The sequence below is a fragment of the Cupriavidus necator genome (assembly GCF_016127575.1).
Classification (GTDB): Bacteria; Pseudomonadota; Gammaproteobacteria; order Burkholderiales; family Burkholderiaceae; genus Cupriavidus; species Cupriavidus necator_D.
The window spans coordinates 1,348,422-1,370,359 of sequence record NZ_CP066019.1 but is presented as its reverse complement, the minus strand read 5'-3'; the positions used below and the strand labels follow the sequence as shown (position 1 = coordinate 1,370,359).

Genomic DNA, 21,938 nt, shown 5'->3' with positions numbered 1-21,938 from the left:
ATGTATGTAGCCGTCAAAGGTGGCGAGCGCGCCATCCTCAATTCCTACCGGATGCTCGATGCCTACCGCCGCGGCGATACCGCGGTGCCGGAACTCACGCTGGCGCAGATCCGCGAACAGATGCCGCTGGCGGTGTCGCGCGTGATGGCCGAGGGCTCGCTGTACGACCCGCACCTGGCCGCGCTGGCCCTGAAACAGGCCGCTGGTGACCAGATCGAGGCGATCTTCCTGCTGCGCGCCTATCGCACCACGCTGGCGCGCTTCGGCTATACCCAGCCGGTGGATACCGGCGCGATGCGCCTGCAGCGCCGGATCTCGTCCACGTTCAAGGACGTGCCGGGCGGCCAGGTGCTGGGGCCGACCTACGACTACACCCAGCGCCTGCTGGATTTCACGCTCGAAGCCGGCCGCGACCCCGAGCCGCTGCCGCCCTCGCCCGAACCCCTCGCCGCCAGCATGCCGCGCGTGACCGGCCTGCTGGAAGCGGATGAACTGGTCGAAGCCGACCAGATTCCCGCGGGCGACCCCACGCCGCCCGACCTGACGCGCGAGCCGCTGAGCTTCCCCGCCAACCGCGCCGCGCGCTTGCAGAACCTGGCGCGCGCCGATGAGGGTTTCCTGCTGTCGATGGGCTATTCCACCCAGCGCGGCTACGGCAACTCGCACCCGTTCGCGGCCGAGATCCGCTTCGGCGCGGCCGAGGTCGAACTGTTCGTGGAAGAGCTTGGCTTCGCCGTCACCATCGGCGAGATCGAGCTGACCGAATGCCAGATGGTGAGCCAGTTCGCCGGCAATGCCGACGAAGCCCCGCGCTTCACGCGCGGCTACGGGCTGGTGTTCGGCTACAACGAGCGCAAGGCCATGTCGATGGCGCTGGCTGACCGCGCCATGCGCGCCGAAGAACTGGGCGAGGCCGCCGACGCCCCGGCCAACGATATCGAATTCATGCTGTACCACAGCGACAACGTCGAGGCCTCCGGCTTCGTGCAGCACCTGAAGCTGCCCCACTACGTGGACTTCCAGGCCAACCTCGAACTGCTGCGCCGGCTGCGTGCGGAACAGGATGGCGCCGTGACCGCTACCGTGCAGGCGCAACCGCAAGAGGAGACGCTGGCATGACCACCCCCGACACCACCATGGCAACGGGCATTGCCCGCGATGACCACTACAACTTCGGCTACCTGGACGAGTCGACCAAGCGGATGCTGCGCCGCGCGCTGCTCAAGGCCGTGGCGATTCCCGGCTACCAGGTACCCTTCGGCAGCCGCGAAATGCCGCTGCCCTATGGCTGGGGCACGGGCGGCATCCAGGTGACGGCCGCGATCATCGGCAAGGATGATGTGCTCAAGGTGATCGACCAGGGCTCGGACGACACCACCAACGCCATCAATATCCGCCGCTTCTTCGGCCGCGTCACCGGCGTGCAGACCACCGAGCGCACCGCCGAGGCCAGCATCATCCAGACCCGTCACCGGATTCCGGAAACGCCGTTGCACGCGGGCCAGACCATGGTGTTCCAGGTGCCGATCCCCGAGCCGCTACGCTGGCTGGAGCCGAGCGAGGGCGAGACCCGCACCATGCACGCACTGGCCGAGTACGGCGCGATGCACGTCAAGCTGTATGAGGACATCGCGCATCACGGCCATATCGCCACCACCTACGACTACCCCGTGATCGTCAACCAGCGCTACATGATGCGGCCGTCGCCGATCCCCAAGTTCGACAATCCCAAGCTCGACCGCAGCCCCGCGCTGATGCTGTTCGGCGCCGGGCGCGAGAAGCGCGTCTATGCCGTGCCGCCGTACACCGCGGTCAGGAGCCTGGACTTCGCCGACCATCCCTTCACGGTGGAAAAGTGGTCCAGCTGCTGCGCCCAGTGCGGCGCTGCCGACAGCTACCTGGACGAGATCATCACCGATGACGCCGGCACGCGACTGTTCGTGTGCTCCGACACCGAATACTGCGCCGACCGCCAGGCGGCCCAGGCCGTCAAGGCCGCTGCCGGAGGTGCCCGATGAGCGCCACCCCGCTGCTGTCGGTGCGCAACCTGACGCGCACCTGGGACGGCCTGCACGGCTGCCATGACGTCAGCTTCGACCTGTACCCGGGCGAGGTGCTGTGCGTGGTGGGCGAATCAGGCTCCGGCAAGAGTACGTTGCTGCAGGCCTTGTCGATGCAGGCGCCGGCGCAGCGCGGCAGCGTCAGCTACGACATGCGCGAGTCCGGCCTGACCGACCTGGCCACGCTGTCCAGCGCGCGCCTGCGGCTGCTGGCCCGCACCGACTGGGGCTTCGTGCGCCAGCATGCGCGCGACGGCCTGCGCATGCAGGTCAGCGCCGGCGCCAATATCGCCGAGCGCCTGATGGCCGTGGGCGAGCGCCACTACGGCAACCTGCGCGAGGTCGCCGGCACCTGGCTGGAGAAGATGGAGATCGACCTGGCCCGGCTGGACGACGTGCCCGGCACCTTCTCCGGCGGCATGCAGCAGCGTTTGCAGATCGCGCGCAACCTGGTCACGCACCCGCGCCTGGTGTTCATGGACGAGCCCACCGCATCGCTGGACGTGTCGGTGCAGGCCCGCCTGCTAGACCTGCTGCGCCGCCTGGTGGCGGACCTGGGCCTCGCCGCCGTGCTGGTCACGCACGACCTGGCCGTGGCGCGCCTGCTCGCGCACCGCACGCTGGTCATGCAAGGCGGCCGCGTGGTGGAGCAAGGCCTGACCGACCAGATCCTCGACGACCCGCAGCACCCGTACACGCAGTTGCTGGTCTCTTCCATCCTGCAGGGCTGACGACGATGCACGCAGAACACCACCCCCAGAAACTGGTCGAGGTCCGCGGCCTCGGCAAGATGTTTACGCTGCACAACCAGGGCGGCATCCGCCTGCCGGTGCTGCGCGCGATGGATTTCGATGCCACCCGCGGCGAATGCCTGGTGCTGTCCGGGCCCTCCGGCACCGGCAAGAGCACGCTGCTGCGCTGCCTGTACGGCAACTACCTGGCCACCGAAGGCAGCATCCGCCTGCGCGATACCAGCGCCGAGGGCGAGCCGTGGGTCGAGCTGACCCACGCCCCAGAACAACGCGTGCTGAAGTTGCGCCGCGACGTGATCGGCTATGTCAGCCAGTTCCTGCGCGCGATTCCGCGCGTCGGCGCGCTCGACGTGGTGGCCGATCCGCTGCAGCAGCGCGGCGCCAGCCATGAGGAGGCCCGCGCCCGCGCGGCAGAACTGCTGGCACGGCTGAACCTGCCGCGCCGGCTGTGGGACCTGCCGCCGGCCACTTTCTCCGGCGGCGAGCAGCAGCGCGTGAACATCGCGCGCGGGCTGATCGGCGGCCACCCGATCCTGCTGCTGGACGAGCCCACCGCCTCGCTGGACGCCGACAACCGCGCCGTGGTGGTCGAGCTGATCCGCGAAGCCTTGGCCGAAGGCCGCGCGCTGATCGGCATCTTCCACGATGAAGCCGTGCGCGATGCCGTGGCCACGCGCCTGCTGCCGCTGCAACCCGCTAGCGCCCTTGCCTGATTTGATCCCAGAACGGAGCCGGACATGTCTGCTACCTACCTGACGCACGCCACCCTGGTGCTGCCGGACCGCGTGCTGCACGACAGCGCGCTGCTGATCGAAGATGGTCGCATCGCCGCCATCGAACCGGCACCCGCAGCGGTCCCCACCCACGCCACCGTGATCGACCTGCATGGCCACTCCGTGATGCCGGGCCTGGTCGACGTGCATTGCGACGCCATCGAGAAGGAAGTCGAACCGCGCGCCAGCGTGCTGTTCCCACTGGACTTTGCCGTGGCTCAGGTCGACCGCCGCAACGCCGCGGCCGGCATCACCACGCCGTACCACGCGCTGTCGTTCGCGGGCAACCAGTTCGGCGTGCGCAATGTCGATACCGCGGCCACGCTGGTGCGCACCCTGGCCGCGTATCGCCGCCACAGCCTGGTCGACAACCGCATCCATTGCCGCTACGAAGTCACCGATTCCAGCGCCGTGCCGGTGCTGGAATCCCTGATGGCCGAGGGCGTGGTCGACCTGCTGTCCGTGATGGACCACTCGCCGGGCCAGGGCCAGTTCAAGACCATGGATGCCTACCTGGCCTACATGATGGGCAACCACGGCATGAGCCGCGAGCAAGCCGCCGATGCGGCCGACAAGAAGGCCGCCGCGCTGGAAGGCGCGCATGAGCGTGTCAACCGGCTGGTGGCCAGGGCGCATGCGCTGGGCATCCCCACCGCCAGCCATGACGACGATTCGCCGCAGCGCATCGCCGCCATGCGCGCGCTGGGCGTGCGCATGAGCGAGTTCCCGATCAACCTGGAAACCGCGCAAGCCGCGTGCGCCCAGGCGCTGCCGACCATCCTGGGCGCGCCCAACGTGCTGCGCGGCAAGAGCCAGAGCGGCTCGATGCGCGCCATCGACGCCATTCACGCCGGCGTGGGCACCATCCTGTGCTCGGACTACCAGCCGTCCACGCTGATCGCCGCCGCGTATGCCGCCGCGCGCCTGGCCGACCTGCCGCTGAACCAGGCGCTGGCGCTGGTCACCGTCAATCCGGCCGACGCCTGCCTGCTGGACGACCGCGGGCGCCTGGCGCCGGGGCTGCGCGCGGACGTGATCGCCGTGTCCGGCGTGGCAGGCCAGCCGATGGTCACGCATACCTGGTCTGGCGGGAGGCTGGTGTTTGCGGCGGGGTATCCGTCGGTGCGGCACGTTGGCGATGCTGCCATGCCGCGCGAAACCGCGCTGCGCGAGGTGGCATAAGGAGGATTGGCCCGGATTCGTAAAATTCCGCTGCGCCTCCGCCAGACTGCTGATCTGAACAGGAAATCGAGCGCAATCTCGGTCATCGCTTGTACGAGCCTGCGTCCGGTCAGGCCGGCAACACAGTAGCGCTGGCTACGGCCGTTCGCTGCTGGCCGATGGCGGCTTCACCCGCTGAGCGATCGGATCAGGCCCCGGGGTTGAACCCCAGCGCCGTGCTGACCGCGCGCGCCTCGCGCCGCACGGCGCTGCCGATGGGCCCGTCGATGGCGGGATCAAAGCCGCCGGTGGCGCCCAGCGCCGTCAGCACTGCGCAGACGCGCCCGGTGTAGTCGCGCACCGGCGCCGCCACGGCGCTGATGCCGGTCAGGTTGGTGTCGCGCACCCAGGCGCAGTCGTCGGCCTGCACCGCGCGGCGCAGCGCACCGATGGGGTCTTTGCCATCGAGCAACGCCAGCCGCGCCGGACTTGCCGCGGCCAGCTCCTCCTCGGCCTGGGCATGCACGCGCTTTTCATCGAGCAGGCCCAGGAACACGCGCCCGGTGGCCGACCACAGCAATGGCATCACCGAGCCCGCGCGCACATTCACCGTCACCGGCAAACCCGGTTCCTCAAAGCGCATGATGGTCGGCCCCTTGTTGCCCATCACCGCGACAAAGCAGGTCACCTCCAGCGCTTCACGCAGGCGTACCAGCGAGGCTTCGGCCAGCCGGATCGGGTCGGCCTGGCGCATCGCCGCCATGCCGATCTGCAGCGCCTCGAAGCCCAGGTGGTATTGCTGCGTGCCCGTCTCCTGCGCCACCAGCCCCTCTTCCACCAGGCTGACCAGGTAGCGGTGCACCTTGGCCGGGCTTTCGTCGATATGCGCGGCCAGCGCGGTCAGGCTGGCGCGTCCGCCCAGCCGGGCCAGTCCCTTGAGCACGGCCATGCCGGTGACCGCCGATTGCACGCGCTGGCGGCGTTCGCGCGTGCGGGGCGCGTCGGCGGGTTCGATCGGAGGTTGGGCAGCTTTCGGTCGGGGCATGGCGGGAAGATCCGGCAAACGGTGAGCGGTCATCACATGGAAGGCGGATCAAGCCATGCGGCCGCTGCAGGACAGTTCAAGGTTAACCCGCATTCAATCATTACGCAATGCGTATATGATTTACGCGAAATAGAAACACCGGTGCCGTACACCGGGCTGACCAACAAGGAGACAAGCCCCCATGCCCCGCCTCAACTTCAAGCGCCTGGCCATTGGCGCACTGGCCCTGCCGATGCTGGCCGCCGCCCCCGCGCATGCCGCCGACGCCTACCCTGCCAAGCCGATCCGCTGGATCGTCCCCTACGCCGCCGGCGGCGGCTCGGACTTCCTGGCGCGGACCATCGGCCAGGGGCTGTCGGCCAAGGTCGGCCAGCCGGTGGTGGTGGACAACAAGCCGGGCGGCAATACCGCCATCGGCGCGGCCGAGACGGCGCGCTCGGCCGCCGACGGCTATACCGTGCTGTCGGCCGACAACGGCACGCTGGTGTTCAACCCGGTGCTGTACAAATCGCTCTCCTACAACCCTGGCAAGGACCTGGCTCCGGTGACGCTGCTGGGCCGCTTCCCGATGATCCTGGTGGTCGGCGCGGCCAGCCCGGTCAAGAGCGCCAAGGAATTCATCGCCCAGACCAAGGCCACCCAGGGCGGCATCAATTACGGCTCGGCCGGCGCGGGCAGCCCGCACCACCTGGCGATGGAGCTGCTGAAGGTGGAAGCCGGCCTGTCGATGACGCATGCCCCCTACCGTGGCGCCGCGCCGGCGCTGTCGGACGTGGCCGCCGGACAGGTGGTGGCGATGATGGTGGACTACGCTGCCGGCGCCGGCTTTATCAAGGGCGGCAAGGTCCGGCCGCTGGCGGTGGCCAATGCCACCCGGCTGCCGCAGCTGCCCGACGTGCCGACCTTTGCCGAACTGGGCTACCCGCGCGTGGAAGCTGCCGCGCTGGTGGGCATGGTGGTGCCGGCGGGCACGCCGCCGGAGGTGGTCAACACGCTGAACAAGGATGTGGTCGCGGCAATCCGCGAGCCCGCTGTCAACAAGCGGCTGGTGGACTTCGGCGTTGAGCCGGTCGGCAACTCGCCGTCTCAGTTCAGCGAGCTGCTGCGCAGCGAGTCCACCCGCTGGACCAAGCTGATCCGCGACCTGAAGATCACGCTGGACAATTGAGTCCGGCCGCAACACCGAATGGCCGTCCGGCCCTGACCGGACGGCCCTGTTTTTCGCCAGGAGTACGCAGCATGGCCAACCCCTCCCCCAGCGCCGCGCGCAGCGGCTGCCCGATCGACCACAGCGCCTTGACCGCGCCCAACGGCTGCCCGGTCAGCCACAACGCGGCGCAATTCGATCCCTTCGGCGACGGCTACCAGCAGGATCCGCCCGAATACGTGCGCTGGTCGCGCGAGCAGGAGCCGGTGTTCTACAGCCCCAGGCTGGGCTACTGGGTGGTCACGCGCTATGAAGACATCAAGGCGATCTTCCGCGACAACCTGACCTTCAGCCCGTCGATCGCGCTGGAGAAGATCACGCCCACCGGCGACGAGGCCAATGCCGTGCTGGCGTCCTATGGCTATGCCATGAACCGCACGCTGGTCAACGAGGACGAGCCCGCCCACATGCCGCGCCGGCGCGCGCTGATGGCGCCCTTCACGCCCGCGGAACTGGCGCACCATGAGCCGCTGGTGCGCCGCCTGGCGCGCGAGTATGTCGACCGCTTTATCGACGATGGCCGCGCCGACCTGGTCGACCAGATGCTGTGGGAAGTGCCGCTGACCGTGGCCCTGCATTTCCTGGGCGTGCCCGAAGAGGACATGGACCTGCTGCGCCAGTACTCCATCGCCCATACCGTCAACACCTGGGGCCGGCCGAAGCCGGAGGAACAGGTGGCGGTGGCGCATGCCGTGGGCAATTTCTGGCAGCTGGCGGGCCGCATCCTGGACAAGATGCGCGAGGACCCGTCCGGCCCGGGCTGGATGCAGTACGGCCTGCGCAAGCAGAAAGAACTGCCCGATGTCGTCACCGACTCCTACCTGCATTCGATGATGATGGCCGGCATCGTTGCCGCGCACGAGACCACCGCCAACGCCTCGGCCAATGCCATCAAGCTGCTGCTGCAGCATCCGGATGCATGGCGCGAGATCTGCGACGACCCATCGCTGATCCCCAACGCGGTGGAAGAATGCCTGCGCCACAACGGCTCCGTCGCCGCATGGCGGCGGCTGGTGACGCGCGACGCCGAGGTCGGCGGCATCCGCCTGCCGGCGGGCAGCAAGCTGCTGATCGTCACGTCTTCGGCAAACCATGACGAGCGCCATTTCGCCGATGCCGACCTGTTCGATATCCGCCGCGACAACGCCAGCGAACAGCTGACCTTTGGCTACGGCTCGCACCAGTGCATGGGCAAGAACCTGGCGCGCATGGAGATGCAGGTCTTCCTGGAGGAGCTGACACGCCGGCTGCCGCATATGCGCCTGGCCGAGCAGACCTTCACCTATGTGCCCAACACCTCGTTCCGCGGCCCTGAGCACCTGCTGGTGGAATGGGACCCCGCGCAGAACCCCGAGCGCCGCGACCCGGCCCTGCTCGAGGTGCACCAGCCGGTGCGCATCGGCGAACCGTCCGCGCACACCATCGCCCGCACGGTGGTGGTCGAGCGCGTCACGCCCGCCGCCGACGGCGTGGTCCGGCTGCGGCTGGCGGCGCCTGACGGCAAGCCGCTGCCGCGCTGGGCGCCGGGCTCGCATATCGACGTGGAATGCGGCGATACCGGGCTGTCGCGCCAGTATTCGCTGTGCGGCGATCCGGACGACACCGGGGCGCTGGAAATTGCCGTGCTGCGCGACCCCGACAGCCGCGGCGGCTCGGCCTGGGTGCATGGCAGCGTCCAGGCCGGCGACCGCCTGCGCATCCGCGGGCCGCGCAATCACTTCCGCTTCGATGAAGGCTGCGGACGCGCGATCTTTATCGCCGGCGGCATCGGCATCACGCCGGTCAGCGCGATGGCGCGGCGCGCCCGTGCGCTTGGCATCGACTACGAATTCCACTACTGCGGCCGTTCGCGCCAGGCGATGGCGATGCTGGATGAACTGCAGGCCCTGCACGGTGCGCGGCTGCACGTCCACGCCAGCGATGAAGGCCAGCGCGCCGACTTCGGCAAGCTGCTGGCGCGGCCGGACCCGCGCACCCAGATCTACGCCTGCGGCCCGCAGCGCATGCTGGATGCGCTGGCCGAGAGCTGCGCGGCGTGGCCGGAAGATGCGCTGCGAGTGGAGCACTTCGTATCGAAGCTGGGCACGCTGGATGCGTCGAAGGAACTGCCCTTTTCCGTCGAGCTGAAGGACTCCGGCCTGGTCATGGAAGTCCCGGCCGGCCAGACCCTGCTGAGCGCGCTGCGCGGCGCCAATATCGATGTGCAGAGCGATTGCGAGGAAGGCCTGTGCGGGTCCTGCGAGGTGCGCGTGCTGGCCGGCCAGGTCGACCATCGCGACGTGGTGCTCACGCGCAGCGAGCGCGAGGCCAACCAGCGCATGATGGCGTGCTGCTCGCGCGCCTGTGGCGGCGGCCGGCTGGTGCTGGAGCTCTGAGCGCCCGCCCGTCAGGCGGTGGCGTTGAAGGCGTCGTGGTATTGCACGCTGCCCGCCGGATAGCCGCCGTGGAACGCCAGTGCCTGGAAGTACTCGGGTGGCACGCCGTCCAGCACCAGCCCGGGCCGCGCGGCAAAGCCGAAGCGGCCGTAGTAGCCGGGATCGCCCAGCACCACGCAGCCGGCGGCGCCAAGGCGGCGCAGCTGGTCCAGCGACGCGCGCATCAGTTGCGAGCCAATGCCCTGCCCCTGCAGGTCCGGCGCCACCGAGATCGGGCCCAGTCCGTACCAGCCGGTCGCGCCGGATGAGACCGTAACCGGCGAAATCGCGACGTGTCCCACCAGTTCATCGCCTGCCTGTGCCACCAGCGACACCGTCAGCTGGCCGGCGCGGCGCAGCGCATTGACCACGAACGCCTCGGTGTGGCTGGTATGCGGCGCCGTCAGGAAGGCGGCGGTGGTCAGCCGGGCAATGGCGTCGGCGTCGGACGGTGCTTCTGGGCGGATCTGCACGGACATGGCGGGACTCGGGACTTCGATCAGGTCTTGGCGACCCGGATTCTACGCTCTCCTTCACTGGCATGCCGCGGCCGCCAGGGCAAGCCACCGTTGCGCCGTAGGACAACGCCTGACAACGGCGGCAAGGCGCCAAGGCTAAAGTAGCAGCGCGAACCCCATGCAATCCTGTTCCCGTTGCGTCATGCGCCCTGCCCCCGCTGCCCCCGCCGTCCCCGACCACCATCCTTTGCGCAATGCCGCTGTGTGCCTGGGCCTGTCCCTGCTGGCCGGGCCACTTGCCGTTTCCGCCACCGTGGCCGCCACGCCTGCGCCGTCCCCGCAACTGTCCGGGCTGGCCACGCTGCTGCTGGGCACGGTGCGCGGCAAGCCTACGGGCATGAACGGCGTGACCCGCCTGACCGCGGGCGATGTCGACCGTGAGCTGCGCATGGCCTGCCAGGAGCTGATGCGCGCCGGCCCGGTGGACCTGGACGACACCACCCGCTTCGACGGCTGCATGACGCGGCCGGGCAAGATCGTCGAGTTCCAGCTGAAGGTTTCGGGGGTGGATGCGGCGCGTGACGATACCCGCGAGTTCATGGCGACGGCCAAGCCTATCCTGGAGCGCGGCATCTGCCGCAACCCGGATGTGCCGGTGCTCGGCAAGCTGGGGGTCAGGCTGCGCTACCACTACGTGGCCGGGCAGAAATCGCTGGTCTTGCTCGATATCCTGCCGGACCAGTGCCTGAAGAAATGAGGCCGCCGCAAGCGCGCCGGTTCAAGATCCCTTTCCGCCCCCAAGCACCTCTTCGCAAACCGCCAGCCATGCCCGCGCCGCATGCGACAGGTAACGTCCCGGCGACCAGATATGCGCCATGGTCCAGTCCATTGCCGGCGCGGTCAGCCGCGCCATGGCCAGTGTGTCCTGGCCCTGCAGGCGCTCAGCCAGCGGCTGCGGCAGGAAGGTAGTGCCCAGCCCCGCCGCCGCCATCGATGCCAGGAAATCCCAGTGCCCGCTGCGCGCCACCACGCGCGGCTCGATGCGTGCTTCCAGAAACGCCTGCCGCAGCATGCGCGTCAGCGAGAAGTCATCTGTCAGCATCACCAGCGGCTCATCGCGCAGAGCCGCCAGCGTGACGGTGCGCCCGCGCGCCCACGCGGCCTTGCGCGGCCCCACGGCCCAGATCGGGTAGCGGCCGAACTGGCGCGTTTCCAGCGCCAGGCCACTGTCGCCCGGCAGCACCGTGGCGCCGACCTCCAGCTCGCCGCTTGCCACCAGCTGCTCCACCACCTGGCCGCCGTGCTCGTCCAGCGTCAGCGACAGGTTGGGATAGCGCTGCCGGAACGCGCTGACCGCCGGTGAAAAGAACAGGTTGACCATCGGCGGGATCCCCACGGTCAGCTGCCCCCGGCCCAGCGAGGACAGGTCGGACACCTCCAGCGTGAGCCGGTGCACCACGCCCAGCGCCTCCTGCCCGCGCTCGTAGACCACGCGGCCCACGTCGGTCAGCCGCACGCTCTTGCCTTCACGGATCAGCAGCGGCTGGCCGACCTCGTCCTCCAGCTGCTTGACCATCTTGCTGATGGTCGACTGGGTGACGAACAGCGAGGCCGCGGCCTGGGTAAAGCTGCGCAGCCGGGCAGTCTCGACGAAATAGCGCAGCGCGCGGATATCGATGGGCATGGTGCTGAGGGACGGCGGGCCGCCGGCAGGCCGGTTTCGCCACCCATGAACAAAGGGAATGGAAAGGCCAATATTAAATCATGAATGGAATGCGAAAGGTTTGGCTACACTTCGCTTCCACACATCGCCCCCGCCCAACCGCGCCGCCAATGAAGCGTGGAGCGGCAGGCCGCGGCGTGCCCTCAACTCTTCTTGAAGACCCCGCTCCATGGCTAGCTGGCCGAATGCACGACAGTGGCTGTTCTCGCTGAAGGCATTCGCCGCCGCGATGCTGGCGCTCTATATCGCGCTGGCGCTGGGCCTGCCGCGGCCTTACTGGGCCATGGCGACGGTGTACTTCGTTTCCCATCCCCTGACCGGCGCCACCCGTTCCAAGGCGGCCTACCGCGTGGCCGGCACGATGCTGGGCGCGACCGCCGCGGTGGCCACGGTGCCGCAGCTGGTCAACATGCCGATCGTGCTGATGGGTGCGATCGCGCTGTGGATCACCGTGCTGGTGTACCTGTCGCTGCTGCAGCGCACGCCGCGCAGCTATGTGTACCTGCTGGCGGCCTACACCCTGCCGATCGTCGCGCTGCCGGCGGTCAGCGCGCCGGCGCAGATCTTCGATATTGCCGTGGCCCGGATCGAGGAAATCGTGATCGGCATCGTCTGCGCCGGGCTGGTGGGCTCGGTCGTCTTCCCGGCCAAGGTGGCGCCCGCGCTGCGGTCCCGCGCAGCCACCTGGCTGGCCGACGCGTCGGCCTGGGCATCGGACATACTCACCGGCAGCCCGCGCGCCGACGACAGCCGCCACCGGCTCGCTGCCGACATCCTGGCGCTGGACCAGCTGGTCAGCCAGCTGGCCTATGACACCGAGGGCAGCCACACGCTGCGCCATGCCCGCGCGCTGCGCCAGCGCATGACCATGCTGATGCCGCTGCTGTCGTCGCTGGAGAGCGTGCTGCACGCGCTGCGCGGCCATCCGGACGGCATCCCGTTGCCAGTGCGCGAGGCCATGGCGGCGGCGACCGCCTGGCTGGCGACCGATGCTGCCACGCCGCCTCCGGTCGCCGCGGGCGGCTGGCTTGCCGATAGCCGCGCGGGCGAGGTCGACTGGCAAGCCAGCCTCGCCGCCACGGCGGCGGACCAGCTGCAGCGCCTGGGCGCGTTGTACGCTGAATGCCGCGCCCTGCAGCAAGGCATAGGCGACCGCAGCGCCGGCGCGCCGCAGCTGCGCGGCAACGCGGCCCCGGAGGCTGCAGGCCATCACCACGACCACGGCATGCTGCTGTTCGGCGCCGTGTCGAGCGGCCTGGCCGTATTCTGCGCGGGGCTGCTGTGGATCTTCTCGGGCTGGGAGGGCGGCGCCGGCGCGGTCGCGGTGGCATCGATCGCCTGCTGCTTCCTTGCGGCCATCGACGAGCCGCGCCGCATGGCCGGTGCCTTCCTGCGCTGGAGCACGATCTGCCTGCTGGTGTCGTGCGGCTACCTGTTCCTGGTCGTGCCGCACGCGCACACCTTTGAAGCGCTGGCCGCGATGCTGGCGCTGCCCTATCTCGGCATTGGCCTGCTGATTGCGCGGCCCGGCTTCCAGTTGATTGCGATGCTGCTGTCGGTCAACACGGCCTCGTTCGCCAACGTGCAGGCCGTGTTCGATGCGGATTTCCTCGGCACCTTCAATACCTGCCTGGCCAGCGCCGCAGCCATGCTGTTCGCGCCGCTGTGGTCGATGGCGGTACGCCCGTTCGGCGCGCGCGCGGCGGCGCACCGGCTGGTGCGCGCCAGCTGGCAGGACCTAGCCCAGGCCGCCACGCTGCGAGCGGCCGATGGGGATGCGCGGCTGGGCGCGCGCATGCTGGACCGGCTCGGCCAGCTGGTGCCGCGGCTGGGGGCTGCCGGCGATCCCTTGTCGTCCGACGGCTTCCACGCGCTGCAAGTCGGCTACTGCGCGCTGGCGCTGCAGAAGGCGCTGCCGGCCTTGCCGCCCGCGGCACGCAAGCCGGTGCGCCGCGTGCTGGCCGCGGTGGCAAGGCATTTCCGCGCGCGGCTGCGCGCGGGCCATGCCGTGCCGGCTCCGGCGGGGCTGGCCGCCTGGGTGGCCGATGCCATCGCCGGCGTGGCCGCGTTGCCCGCAGGTGGCCGCCCTGACCACCGCGGCACGCTCGGCGCGCTGGTGGTGCTGCAGGTCACGCTGCTGCCTGGCCCTGTGGCTGCCCTGTCCCGCTGACCTCCCCAACTCTCCTCTGCCGCCGAATGCTCAGTGAAATCGACCTCTATGGCGTGTTCGTGCCAGGCGTGCTGGTGCTGATGGTGCTGGCCTTCGCCGCCACTACCGCGATCCGCATGGTGCTGGCCGCGCTGGGCTGGTACCGGCATATCTGGCACCGCTCGATGTTCAACCTTTCCCTCTATGTGATCGTCCTTGGCGCCGTGGCCGCAGTCTTTGTCGCGGTGCCGGGACTGCCGTCATGACCTTCCGACTCCGCCCCCTGCTTCCCTTGCTGCCAACGCTGCTGGCAGCCATCGCCGCCCTGCTGGTGCTGCGCCACCTGTGGGACTACTACACGGCCGCGCCATGGACCCGCGACGGCCATGTGCGTGCCGACATCATCCAGGTGGCGCCCGATGTGTCCGGGCTGGTCACACGCGTACTGGCGCGCGACAACCAGCATGTGCAGCAAGGCGAAGTCCTGTTCGAGATCGACCGCGACCGCTACGCGCTGGCCCTGCAGCAGGCGCTGGCCGCGGTAGCGACGCAGCGCGCCGCGCTGGCGCAGGCGCGGCGCGAAGCCGCGCGCAACCGCAATCTCGACGGCCTGGTTGCCGCCGAAGTCGCGGAACAGGGGCGTGCCCGCGTAGAGCAAGGCGAAGCCGCGCTGGCGCTGGCCGAAGCCGCGGTGCGGCTGGCCCGGCTTGACCTGGAGCGCACCAGCGTGCGCAGCCCGGTGGCGGGCTACCTCAACGACCGGCTGCCGCGCCTGGGCGACTATGTCTCGACCGGCCGCCCGGTGCTGTCGATGGTCGATGCCGGGTCCTTCCACGTGGAAGGCTATTTCGAGGAAACCAAGCTGCACCGGATCCGCATCGGCAGCCCGGTCGACGTGCATATCATGGGCGAGCCCCGGCACCTGCGCGGGCACGTGCAGAGCATCGCAGCCGGCATCGAGGACCGCGACCGCAGCGCGGGCTCGAACCTGCTGCCCAACGTCAACCCGACCTTCAACTGGGTGCGGCTGGCACAGCGCGTGCCGGTGCGCATCGTGCTGGAGGACGTGCCCGCGGATGTGCGCCTGGTTTCCGGCCGCACCGCGACTGTGGCCGTTCGCGAAGCCAGGCGCGTCGATGACGCCGGCCGCCGCACGGGGCCCCGGTCGTGAAGCGGCGCCATCCCTGGCTGGCGTGCGCCGCGGCCTGCCTGTGCGCCTGCACCACCGTGGGCCCGGACTATCGTGTGCCGGATCATGCGGCAGTGCGCGCGGCCGCCGCCAACGGCCCGCTTCAGGGTGCCAAAGCGCCCGGCGTGGCCATCGCGCCCGTGCCCGACGACTGGTGGCGGCTCTATGACAACGCGCGGCTCGACCGCCTGGTCGAACAGGCGCTGGCCGCCAACACCGACATCCGCGCCGCCAGCGCCAACCTGCGCCGCGCGGTGGCCCTCCTGCACGAGGTGGAGTCCGAGAACCTGCCGCAGGGCGGCGCCAGCGCCAGCGTTTCGCGCGCGCAGCTGTCGGGCGAAAGCTTCCTGCAGACCACCAAGCCACCGGTATTCAACCTGGGCGACTTCGGTTTCGGCGTGTCCTACCTGATCGATTTCTTCGGCAAGCTGGCCCGCGCCGACGAGGCCGCGCTGGCCGGCGCCGAAGCCAGCGCGGCCACGCTCGACATGGTGCGCGTCACCGTGGCGGCGCAGACGGTGCGCGCCTACGTGCAGGGCTGCGCCGCCACGCATGAACTGGCCGCCGCCACGCAGCAGCTCGCGGTACAGCAACGCACGCTGGACGCCACCGGCCGCCTGGTCGACGCCGGCCGCGGCGAACCCGCCGACGTGGCGCGCGAGCGTGCCCGCACCGAAGCGCTGCACTCTACCTTGCCAACGCTGGAAGCCGCGCGTAGCGCCGCACGCCACCGGCTGGCGCTGCTGCTGGGCAAGCCGCCTGCGGCACTGCCAGAGGCCGAGGTGGACTGCCATGCCGAACCCACGCTGCGTGTGCCGCTGCCAGTGGGTGACGGCGCAGCGCTGCTCAGGCGCCGGCCCGATATCCGCCAGGCGGAACGCGAACTGGCCGCGGCCACCGCTCGCATCGGCGTGGCCACGGCAGACCTGTATCCATCGATCAGCATCGGCGCCAGCGCCGGGCTGACCGGCGTGCTGAGCCACCTTGGCAGCGGCCCGACGGCGCGCTGGAGCGTGGGGCCGCTGCTGAGCTGGTCGCTGCCGACCAACGGCGTGCGCCATCGCATCCACAGGCATGAAGCCGCGGCCGACGCCGCCCTGGCGCGCTTTGATGGCGCGGTGCTGCGCGCATTGCAGGAAACCGAAACGGCGTTGTCGGCCTACACGCGCGAACTGGAACGGCACGACGCCCTGCACGCGGCGCGCGAACAGGCCGCAGAAGCTGCGCGGCTGCAGCGCCGCCTGCAGCAGGCGGGGCGCATCCCGTACCTGGCGCACCTGGACGCCGAGCGCACGCTGGCCGATGCGGAGGCCGCACTGGCTGCGTCCGAAGGCCATGTCGCCGCGCGCCAGGTCGACCTGTTCCTCGCGCTTGGCGGGGGCTGGCAGGCCGGCGGCAAGGTGGCCGCCATCAATGCGACTGGCAATGAAAAAAACGACTGATTTTTCGACGTTTAAATCATCACAGGAATGCATCGACCTGACTAAACTTCGTCCCGTGCCGCGCGCTTCCCACGCGACGGCACCGCCCAAAAGGCGAACCCGGACGGCGCGGGTGGCAGATCCGCCATCCCCGCGCGGCCCTTCGCGGGCCATGCCGTCCACCCACCCAAAAACAGCAGACATGCATAAAAACGCTCTCAAGGCCCTTCTTGCCACGACCCTCTCGATTGCAGCACTCGGTGCCGCCGCACTGGCCAGCCCTGCCATGGCGCAAGGCCTGAACGACCGCGGCGTCGCCACCGACCGCTACGGCTACAACCTGCACAACGGCAAGCGCAACCCGTTTACCGACGGTGCGCACGTCAATGGCAAGCGCGACCCCTTCACCGATGGCGCGCGCGTCAACGACCGGCGCGACCCGTTTACCGACGGCGCCAACCGCGCTGCCGCCGGCATGGAAGTGGCAGGCATGGACCGCAGCGGCGTGTCGGCACCGCCGGCCCATGGCGGCTCACGCGTATCGGCTGCCGCCTGACCGGCGCCTGCCCGCGCCACGGCAGCCGCCGTGGCGTGTCGACGGGGCGCAAGGCCCCGTCTCTTTTCTCATACCTCCCTGAAGGCCCCCTCATGAAAACCATCCTGTTCGCGCTGCTCGGCCTTGGCGCCCTGGCCGCGTCTTTTCCCGCGGCCGCCGGCCCTGACTGGGCTCTGATCGAGCGCGGCCGCGCCGCTGCCAGGACCGCAGCCGAGCGCACCGCACAAGCCCGCAATGCCACGCCTTGCGCACAAGTGGAAGCCGCCGCGTCGGCGACTTCGCCGGTTACATCACGCTGAGTGCTTCTGAGATGCGCGCTCGGGTGCTAGATTGAGAAGGCGTGCCGCCGCCAGGCGCCGGCCGTGCCTGACAAGCCACCCCACCAGAAGAGCGAGGAGCCGCGCATGTCCCTTCCCCACCTTGAATCCGGACAGATCGCCAGCGTGCTGCCACTGGGCGCACGGCTGGACCAGACCGCCACCCAGGCCCTGTTCAAGGAAGGCCCGCTGGAAGTGATGCGGCTGGTGCTGAAGGCGGGCAAGCATGTGCCGCCCCATGCGGTAGATGGCCCGATGACTGTGCAATGCCTGGAGGGCGAGGTGCGTGTGCGGGTGGACGGCGCCGAGCGCCAGTTGCACCAGGGCGACCTGCTCTACCTGGGGCCGAGCGTGCGCTACGACGTGACCGCCATCTCCGATGCCTCGGTGCTGGTCACGTTGGTCCTGCCCGGCAGCCGCTGAGTATCGCGCCTTTACACCACGGCAGACTGCCAGCGCGCGCTGGCAGCCACAAAGGCATCGATCAGCGCCGCCACCGGCGCGCGGCGCAGTGCCGATTCGCGCACCAGCACGCCCACGTCGCGATAGAGCGGCCCGCCCGGCAATGGCGCCTGCACCACGCCCGCGGACTGCTGCAACGGCACCAGTCCGGACGGGATGATGGCGCAACCCAGGCCAGCTGCCACCATCAGCAGGATCACGGCCGGCTCATCCAGCTCCATCCCTTCCCTGACCCATAGCCGCTGCCGCTTCAGGTAGCCGTCCACCAGCTGCCCGCCGGTGCTGTGGCGGTTGTAGCGAATGAACGGAAGCGTCTCCAGCAACGCGCGCAGGTCTGCAGGCGCACCGGCGGGCCCGATGCCGACAAAGCCCTCGCGCACCAGCGGCACCCACTTGAGGTCCGGCGGAAAGCCCAGCCGCGGCCGGATCAGCACGGCGATGTCCAGCTCGCGCGCATCCACCTGCGTCAGCAGCTGGGTGGACATGCCCGGCACCACGTTGACGTGCGAGTCGGGAAACCGCCCCCGGAAATGCCGCATCGCATCGGCCAGCAAGGTGGCCTGGACCGTCGACACCGCGCCCAGCTCCACCGGCGCGGCGTCGGCATGCGGGCCGGCGCGGTCCTTCATCGCGGCATAGAGCTCGACAAAGCGCCGCGCTTCCGGCACCAACCGGCGCCCGGCTTCGCTGAGCGCGACCGACTTGCCGGTGCGATCGAAGAGTACGCAGTCCAGGTCCTCTTCCAGCCGCCGGATCTGCGTGCTGACGGCCGACTGCGTCAGCGCCAGCCGCGCCGCGGCGGCGGAGAACGAGCCGGTTTCGGCGGCCACCAGGAAGGTCTGGAAGTAGCGGATCATCTATTGAAAATTCTGATACTCAGGCCAAAAATGATTCGCTTCATATTACGGGTTGTGCTGGCTACAATCAACGCGCAGGCCAACGCCTGCCCGCATAACGACCCCCGACAAAGGCCTCCCGCATGAGCGCGACTTCCTCTATTCCCCTGTTCCACCTGGCTTTCCCCGTGCGCGACCTGGCCGAGGCAAGGCGCTTCTATGGCGACTTGCTTGGTTGCCCCGAAGGGCGCAGTTCCGAGGCCTGGGTGGACTTCAATTTCTATGGCCACCAGGTGGTGGCGCACCTGTCGCCCGAGGAGTGTGGTCACCGCGCCACCAGCGCCGTCGATGGCGACGACGTGCCGGTGCGGCACTTCGGCGCGATCCTGCCGATGGCCGAATGGGAGGCCCTGGCCGAGCGGCTGCGCGCGGCGGGCACACAGTTCGTGATCGAGCCGCATGTGCGCTTCAAGGGCCAGGTGGGCGAACAGGCCACCATGTTCTTCCTGGACCCGTCGGGCAATGCGCTGGAGTTCAAGGCCTTTGGCGACCTGAGCCAGGTGTTCGCCAAATAAGGCAGCGCGCGGCCGGGCTAGGCAATGCGGCGCATGGCCTCGCGGATCGGCTCCGACTCGGTCGGGCGCACCAGCCGCGCCACTTCCTGCCCGTCGCGCAGGAACACCAGCGTCGGCCACAGCTTGATGTGAAACGACCGGCCAAGCCGGCGCCCGCTGCCGTCCTCGATCTTGAGATGGCGCAATGCCGGATGCACGGCAAAGGCCTCAGCCAGCGCCGGCTGGGCGCGCTGGCAGTAGCCGCACCACGGCGCGCCGAATTCCAGCACGGTGGCGCCCGGCAGCGCATCCACTTCCGTGCGGGTCGGCTCGGTGGCCGCGTATTGCTGGGTCATGGGCATGGATCTGATCCTTTCGCGATAGCTGGCTGATGGTATCCGCATGCCTGCCAGATTCGTTCCAGCGGCGACTTCGGGCAGGCACCGCGCAAAGAGGATGCCCCAGACTGGCCCGGCTGTGTAATTTCTAGGCCGCCGTGGCGATTTCCCACCATGCCGGCAGCAGTTCGCGCACCTCGGCCGCGGCAAAGCGGTCGTCGATCAGGTAGACCACGCCCTGGTCCTGCTGCGTGCGGATGACCCGGCCTGCCGCCTGCACCACCTTGCGCAGCCCGGGATACAGGTAGGCATAGGCATAGCCCTGCCCGAACGCCTGCTGCATGCGCGCACGGAACTGCTCGTTGACCGAGTTGAACTGGGGCAGCCCCAGGGTGGCAACGAAGGCGCCGATCAGGCGCTCGCCGGGCAGGTCAACGCCTTCGGCAAAGGCGCCGCCGAGCGCCGCAAAGCCGATGCCCTCGCCGCCTTCCGCAAACGTACCCAGGAACGCCGCCTGCGCGGCTTCGTCCATGCCCCGCGACTGCACCCAATGCGGAATGTCGGGGTGAGACTGGGCGAAGCGGGCCACGGCTTGCTGCAAGTACTCGTGGCTGCTGAAGAACGCCAGGTAGTTGCCGCGCCGTGCGCGGAACTGGCCGGCCATCAGCGCGACGATGGCCGGCAGCGATTGTTCGCGCCGCGCATAGCGGGTGGAGATGCGCGCTGCAATCCGCACCGACAGTTGCTCGGCGCGGAACGGCGATGGCACTTGCACCCGCGCGCAATCGGCCGGCAAACCCAGCGTATCGAGGTAGTAGGCGGCGGGATCGAGGGTCGCGGAGAACAGCGTGACCGAATGCGCGGCGCCAAAGCGCGGGCGCAGGAACGGGGCCGGGATGACATTGCGCAGGCACAGCCGCGCACGGTGGCCGCGGCCGCTGCGCGGCACGCGCTGGATATCGAACAGCGAATGCGCGTCGAGCTGCTCGGCCAGGCGTCCAAAATGCAGCGCATCGAAATAGAAGCGCTGCAGCGCCGGATCCTGCGCGCCTGGGTGCTCGGTCATATGCGTCAATGCCGCCGCACAGCATTCGTCCAGTGCGCGGCGGAAGACGGCGGGCACTTCGGGCAGGACTTCATAGGCATCGTCGCTCTGGCGTGCCAGCGCGCCCCATTGCCGGGCCAGCCGTGTCAATGGCTTGCGTACGACGGCGGGCGCACCGCGGCGCACCTCGCGCAGCGATTGGGGGTCGAGTTCCCCGGTGTACATGGCGCGGCCGCGTTCGACCAAGTTGTGGGCCTCGTCGACCAGCACGCTGGCGCGCCAGCCATTGGCCGCGGTCAGCGCATACAGCAACGCGCTGCGGTCGAAGTAGTAGTTGTAGTCGGCCACCACCACGTCGCTCCAGCGCACCAGCTCCTGCGACAAGTAGTAAGGGCAGATTCCGTGTGCCAGCGCCAGCGTGCGCACCGCGGCGCGGTCGCGCACCGGCACGCCGCGCGCCGCTTCGCGTGCTGCCGGCAGACGGTCATAGAAGCCGCGCGCCAGCGGGCAGGACTCGCCATGGCAGGCCAGCTCCGGATGCTCGCAAGCCTTGTCGCGGGCCACCAGCTCCAGCACATGCAGCGGCCGCGCGCCGTGGCCGCGCAACGCATTGGCGGCGTGCAGCGCCACCCCGCGCCCGGTGGAGCGGGCCGACAGGAAGTAGACCTTGTCGATGCCCTGCCCCGGCATGGCCTTGAGCACCGGGAACAATGTGCCGACCGACTTGCCGATGCCGGTGGGCGCCTGCGCCAGCAGGTGGCGGCCCGCGCGGTTGGCGTTATAGACCGCCTGCGCCAGTTCGCGCTGGCCCGGGCGGAAACCCTGGTGCGGAAAGGCCAGCTGCGCCAGCGCGCCATCGCGTGCCTGCCGGTGGGCCAGTTCCGCCTGCGCCCAGTGCAGGAACTGCTCGCAGGTCTGCACGAAGAAGGCTTCAAGCGCCTGCGCAGTGAAGTGCTCCGCAACCGGGTGCTCGCGCTGGCTGATGATGTCGAAATAGACCACCGCGATCTCCAGCCCCGGCAGCCCCAGCTTGCGGCATAACAGGCAGCCGTAGACCTTGGCCTGCGCCCAGTGCAGGTGGCGGTGGTTGTCCGGCACCGCGGCATCGCCGCGCACGGTCTTGATTTCTTCGAGCCGGTTGGCGACGGGATCGTAGCCGTCGGCACGGCCGCGCACACGCAAGGGCCCGAAATCGGCGGCAAGCGCCACTTCGGCCTGGTAGGCCTCCCCGCGCCGGCTGGTTACTACCGCATGCCCGGCCACGCCCTCCTGCGCCGATGGCGTCGGCACGAAGCGCAGGTCCAGGTCGCCCGCCTTGGCGGTGAATTCGCACAGCGCGCGCACGGCCACCACGTAGGCCGGTGCGGCTGCCATGGCAGGCGGGGCTGGAATGGGTGGCGGGACGGCGGACACAGGAAACGGGGCGCGGCAGCAACTGTATGAATATACAGTATCACGCAAGAGCCTTATCGCATGAC

Annotated in this window: 22 protein-coding genes; 16 read left to right on the top strand and 6 right to left on the bottom strand. The window is 69.4% G+C overall.

The genetic code is table 11. The features are described from left to right. From I6H87_RS25275 to I6H87_RS25255, 5 genes are read left to right on the top strand one after another with little or no spacing between them, the layout of a single operon-like run. Positions 1-1,119 carry a carbon-phosphorus lyase complex subunit gene (locus tag I6H87_RS25275; RefSeq protein WP_010809369.1) on the top strand — a complete coding sequence of 373 codons (1,119 nt, stop codon included), beginning with the start codon at positions 1-3 and terminating at the stop codon, positions 1,117-1,119. Continuing rightward, the gene (locus tag I6H87_RS25270; protein ID WP_011617124.1) at positions 1,116-2,018 is read left to right on the top strand and encodes an alpha-D-ribose 1-methylphosphonate 5-phosphate C-P-lyase PhnJ; all 903 of its coding nucleotides are present in this window, start codon (positions 1,116-1,118) and stop codon (positions 2,016-2,018) included. The genes I6H87_RS25275 and I6H87_RS25270 overlap by 4 nt, the downstream gene beginning before the upstream one ends. Continuing rightward, positions 2,015-2,791 carry a phosphonate C-P lyase system protein PhnK gene (gene phnK / locus I6H87_RS25265; RefSeq protein WP_010809371.1) on the top strand — a complete coding sequence of 259 codons (777 nt, stop codon included), beginning with the start codon at positions 2,015-2,017 and terminating at the stop codon, positions 2,789-2,791. The genes I6H87_RS25270 and phnK overlap by 4 nt, the downstream gene beginning before the upstream one ends. A gap of 5 nt (positions 2,792-2,796) precedes the next feature. Beyond that, positions 2,797-3,525, top strand: coding sequence for a phosphonate C-P lyase system protein PhnL (gene phnL, locus I6H87_RS25260; protein WP_010809372.1), 729 nt, complete (start codon positions 2,797-2,799; stop codon positions 3,523-3,525). A gap of 24 nt (positions 3,526-3,549) precedes the next feature. Continuing rightward, a complete protein-coding gene (locus I6H87_RS25255) occupies positions 3,550-4,767 on the top strand; it encodes an alpha-D-ribose 1-methylphosphonate 5-triphosphate diphosphatase (protein ID WP_010809373.1) in 1,218 nt (405 codons plus the stop codon). 187 nt (positions 4,768-4,954) lie between these two features. On the opposite strand, the gene I6H87_RS25250 is transcribed toward I6H87_RS25255, so the two are convergent. Continuing rightward, on the bottom strand, positions 4,955-5,791 hold the full coding sequence (locus I6H87_RS25250; protein ID WP_011617123.1) for an IclR family transcriptional regulator: 837 nt from the start codon (positions 5,789-5,791) through the stop codon (positions 4,955-4,957). Between the two features lie 181 nt (positions 5,792-5,972). On the opposite strand from I6H87_RS25250, the gene I6H87_RS25245 reads away from it, so the two are divergent. Together I6H87_RS25245 and I6H87_RS25240 are read left to right on the top strand one after the other, a co-directional pair. Next, positions 5,973-6,959: a Bug family tripartite tricarboxylate transporter substrate binding protein gene (locus I6H87_RS25245; protein ID WP_011617122.1), complete on the top strand. Its 987-nt coding sequence runs from the start codon at positions 5,973-5,975 to the stop codon at positions 6,957-6,959. A 71-nt stretch (positions 6,960-7,030) separates the two neighbouring features. Continuing rightward, the gene (locus I6H87_RS25240) at positions 7,031-9,373 is read left to right on the top strand and encodes a cytochrome P450/oxidoreductase (protein WP_010809376.1); all 2,343 of its coding nucleotides are present in this window, start codon (positions 7,031-7,033) and stop codon (positions 9,371-9,373) included. Between the two features lie 11 nt (positions 9,374-9,384). Here I6H87_RS25240 and I6H87_RS25235 read toward each other — a convergent pair whose 3' ends face one another. Next, positions 9,385-9,891: a GNAT family N-acetyltransferase gene (locus I6H87_RS25235; RefSeq protein ID WP_011617121.1), complete on the bottom strand. Its 507-nt coding sequence runs from the start codon at positions 9,889-9,891 to the stop codon at positions 9,385-9,387. Between the two features lie 157 nt (positions 9,892-10,048). Here I6H87_RS25235 and I6H87_RS25230 point away from each other — a divergent pair, with 157 nt between their 5' ends. Then, positions 10,049-10,627, top strand: a complete 579-nt coding sequence (locus tag I6H87_RS25230) for a hypothetical protein (RefSeq protein WP_011617120.1) — start codon at positions 10,049-10,051, stop codon at positions 10,625-10,627. A gap of 21 nt (positions 10,628-10,648) precedes the next feature. Here I6H87_RS25230 and I6H87_RS25225 read toward each other — a convergent pair whose 3' ends face one another. After that, positions 10,649-11,554: a LysR family transcriptional regulator gene (locus I6H87_RS25225; RefSeq protein WP_011617119.1), complete on the bottom strand. Its 906-nt coding sequence runs from the start codon at positions 11,552-11,554 to the stop codon at positions 10,649-10,651. 208 nt (positions 11,555-11,762) lie between these two features. Here I6H87_RS25225 and I6H87_RS25220 point away from each other — a divergent pair, with 208 nt between their 5' ends. From I6H87_RS25220 to I6H87_RS25190, 7 genes are all read left to right on the top strand, one after another. Then, positions 11,763-13,763: an FUSC family protein gene (locus I6H87_RS25220; RefSeq protein WP_011617118.1), complete on the top strand. Its 2,001-nt coding sequence runs from the start codon at positions 11,763-11,765 to the stop codon at positions 13,761-13,763. 26 nt (positions 13,764-13,789) lie between these two features. Then, positions 13,790-14,008, top strand: a complete 219-nt coding sequence (locus I6H87_RS25215) for a DUF1656 domain-containing protein (protein ID WP_010809381.1) — start codon at positions 13,790-13,792, stop codon at positions 14,006-14,008. After that, positions 14,005-14,913: an efflux RND transporter periplasmic adaptor subunit gene (locus I6H87_RS25210; protein WP_011617117.1), complete on the top strand. Its 909-nt coding sequence runs from the start codon at positions 14,005-14,007 to the stop codon at positions 14,911-14,913. Before I6H87_RS25215 ends, I6H87_RS25210 begins: the two co-directional genes overlap by 4 nt. Next, entirely contained in the window at positions 14,910-16,373 is a 1,464-nt protein-coding gene (locus tag I6H87_RS25205) for an efflux transporter outer membrane subunit (protein WP_011617116.1), read from the top strand. The genes I6H87_RS25210 and I6H87_RS25205 overlap by 4 nt, the downstream gene beginning before the upstream one ends. A gap of 181 nt (positions 16,374-16,554) precedes the next feature. After that, complete coding sequence (locus I6H87_RS25200; RefSeq protein WP_041688085.1) at positions 16,555-16,908, top strand: hypothetical protein; 354 nt, start codon at positions 16,555-16,557, stop codon at positions 16,906-16,908. A 92-nt stretch (positions 16,909-17,000) separates the two neighbouring features. After that, positions 17,001-17,207 carry a hypothetical protein gene (locus I6H87_RS25195; protein WP_011617114.1) on the top strand — a complete coding sequence of 69 codons (207 nt, stop codon included), beginning with the start codon at positions 17,001-17,003 and terminating at the stop codon, positions 17,205-17,207. 105 nt (positions 17,208-17,312) lie between these two features. After that, a complete protein-coding gene (locus I6H87_RS25190) occupies positions 17,313-17,648 on the top strand; it encodes a cupin domain-containing protein (protein ID WP_010809386.1) in 336 nt (111 codons plus the stop codon). Between the two features lie 11 nt (positions 17,649-17,659). Here I6H87_RS25190 and I6H87_RS25185 read toward each other — a convergent pair whose 3' ends face one another. Further along, positions 17,660-18,544 (bottom strand): LysR family transcriptional regulator, encoded by an 885-nt coding sequence (locus tag I6H87_RS25185; RefSeq protein WP_011617113.1) that lies wholly within the window; start codon positions 18,542-18,544, stop codon positions 17,660-17,662. Positions 18,545-18,666: 122 nt separating this feature from the next. On the opposite strand from I6H87_RS25185, the gene I6H87_RS25180 reads away from it, so the two are divergent. Beyond that, entirely contained in the window at positions 18,667-19,098 is a 432-nt protein-coding gene (locus I6H87_RS25180; RefSeq protein WP_010809388.1) for a VOC family protein, read from the top strand. A 17-nt stretch (positions 19,099-19,115) separates the two neighbouring features. Here the strand turns inward: I6H87_RS25180 and I6H87_RS25175 are convergent, their stop codons facing one another. Further along, positions 19,116-19,439 carry a thioredoxin family protein gene (locus tag I6H87_RS25175; RefSeq protein ID WP_010809389.1) on the bottom strand — a complete coding sequence of 108 codons (324 nt, stop codon included), beginning with the start codon at positions 19,437-19,439 and terminating at the stop codon, positions 19,116-19,118. A 124-nt stretch (positions 19,440-19,563) separates the two neighbouring features. Then, positions 19,564-21,834 carry an ATP-dependent DNA helicase gene (locus I6H87_RS25170; protein ID WP_041688083.1) on the bottom strand — a complete coding sequence of 757 codons (2,271 nt, stop codon included), beginning with the start codon at positions 21,832-21,834 and terminating at the stop codon, positions 19,564-19,566. Positions 21,835-21,938 lie beyond the last annotated feature (104 nt).

Bases quoted from the DNA above. Each gene is read 5' to 3' on its own strand.
- I6H87_RS25275 (WP_010809369.1), top strand. From the start codon at position 1: ATGTATGTAGCCGTCAAAGGTGGCGAGCGCGCCATCCTCAATTCCTAC.
- I6H87_RS25270 (WP_011617124.1), top strand. From the start codon at position 1,116: ATGACCACCCCCGACACCACCATGGCAACGGGCATTGCCCGCGATGAC.
- phnK (WP_010809371.1), top strand. From the start codon at position 2,015: ATGAGCGCCACCCCGCTGCTGTCGGTGCGCAACCTGACGCGCACCTGG.
- phnL (WP_010809372.1), top strand. From the start codon at position 2,797: ATGCACGCAGAACACCACCCCCAGAAACTGGTCGAGGTCCGCGGCCTC.
- I6H87_RS25255 (WP_010809373.1), top strand. From the start codon at position 3,550: ATGTCTGCTACCTACCTGACGCACGCCACCCTGGTGCTGCCGGACCGC.
- I6H87_RS25250 (WP_011617123.1), bottom strand. From the start codon at position 5,791: ATGCCCCGACCGAAAGCTGCCCAACCTCCGATCGAACCCGCCGACGCG.
- I6H87_RS25245 (WP_011617122.1), top strand. From the start codon at position 5,973: ATGCCCCGCCTCAACTTCAAGCGCCTGGCCATTGGCGCACTGGCCCTG.
- I6H87_RS25240 (WP_010809376.1), top strand. From the start codon at position 7,031: ATGGCCAACCCCTCCCCCAGCGCCGCGCGCAGCGGCTGCCCGATCGAC.
- I6H87_RS25235 (WP_011617121.1), bottom strand. From the start codon at position 9,891: ATGTCCGTGCAGATCCGCCCAGAAGCACCGTCCGACGCCGACGCCATT.
- I6H87_RS25230 (WP_011617120.1), top strand. From the start codon at position 10,049: ATGCAATCCTGTTCCCGTTGCGTCATGCGCCCTGCCCCCGCTGCCCCC.
- I6H87_RS25225 (WP_011617119.1), bottom strand. From the start codon at position 11,554: ATGCCCATCGATATCCGCGCGCTGCGCTATTTCGTCGAGACTGCCCGG.
- I6H87_RS25220 (WP_011617118.1), top strand. From the start codon at position 11,763: ATGGCTAGCTGGCCGAATGCACGACAGTGGCTGTTCTCGCTGAAGGCA.
- I6H87_RS25215 (WP_010809381.1), top strand. From the start codon at position 13,790: ATGCTCAGTGAAATCGACCTCTATGGCGTGTTCGTGCCAGGCGTGCTG.
- I6H87_RS25210 (WP_011617117.1), top strand. From the start codon at position 14,005: ATGACCTTCCGACTCCGCCCCCTGCTTCCCTTGCTGCCAACGCTGCTG.
- I6H87_RS25200 (WP_041688085.1), top strand. From the start codon at position 16,555: ATGCATAAAAACGCTCTCAAGGCCCTTCTTGCCACGACCCTCTCGATT.
- I6H87_RS25195 (WP_011617114.1), top strand. From the start codon at position 17,001: ATGAAAACCATCCTGTTCGCGCTGCTCGGCCTTGGCGCCCTGGCCGCG.
- I6H87_RS25190 (WP_010809386.1), top strand. From the start codon at position 17,313: ATGTCCCTTCCCCACCTTGAATCCGGACAGATCGCCAGCGTGCTGCCA.
- I6H87_RS25185 (WP_011617113.1), bottom strand. From the start codon at position 18,544: ATGATCCGCTACTTCCAGACCTTCCTGGTGGCCGCCGAAACCGGCTCG.
- I6H87_RS25180 (WP_010809388.1), top strand. From the start codon at position 18,667: ATGAGCGCGACTTCCTCTATTCCCCTGTTCCACCTGGCTTTCCCCGTG.
- I6H87_RS25175 (WP_010809389.1), bottom strand. From the start codon at position 19,439: ATGCCCATGACCCAGCAATACGCGGCCACCGAGCCGACCCGCACGGAA.
- I6H87_RS25170 (WP_041688083.1), bottom strand. From the start codon at position 21,834: ATGGCAGCCGCACCGGCCTACGTGGTGGCCGTGCGCGCGCTGTGCGAA.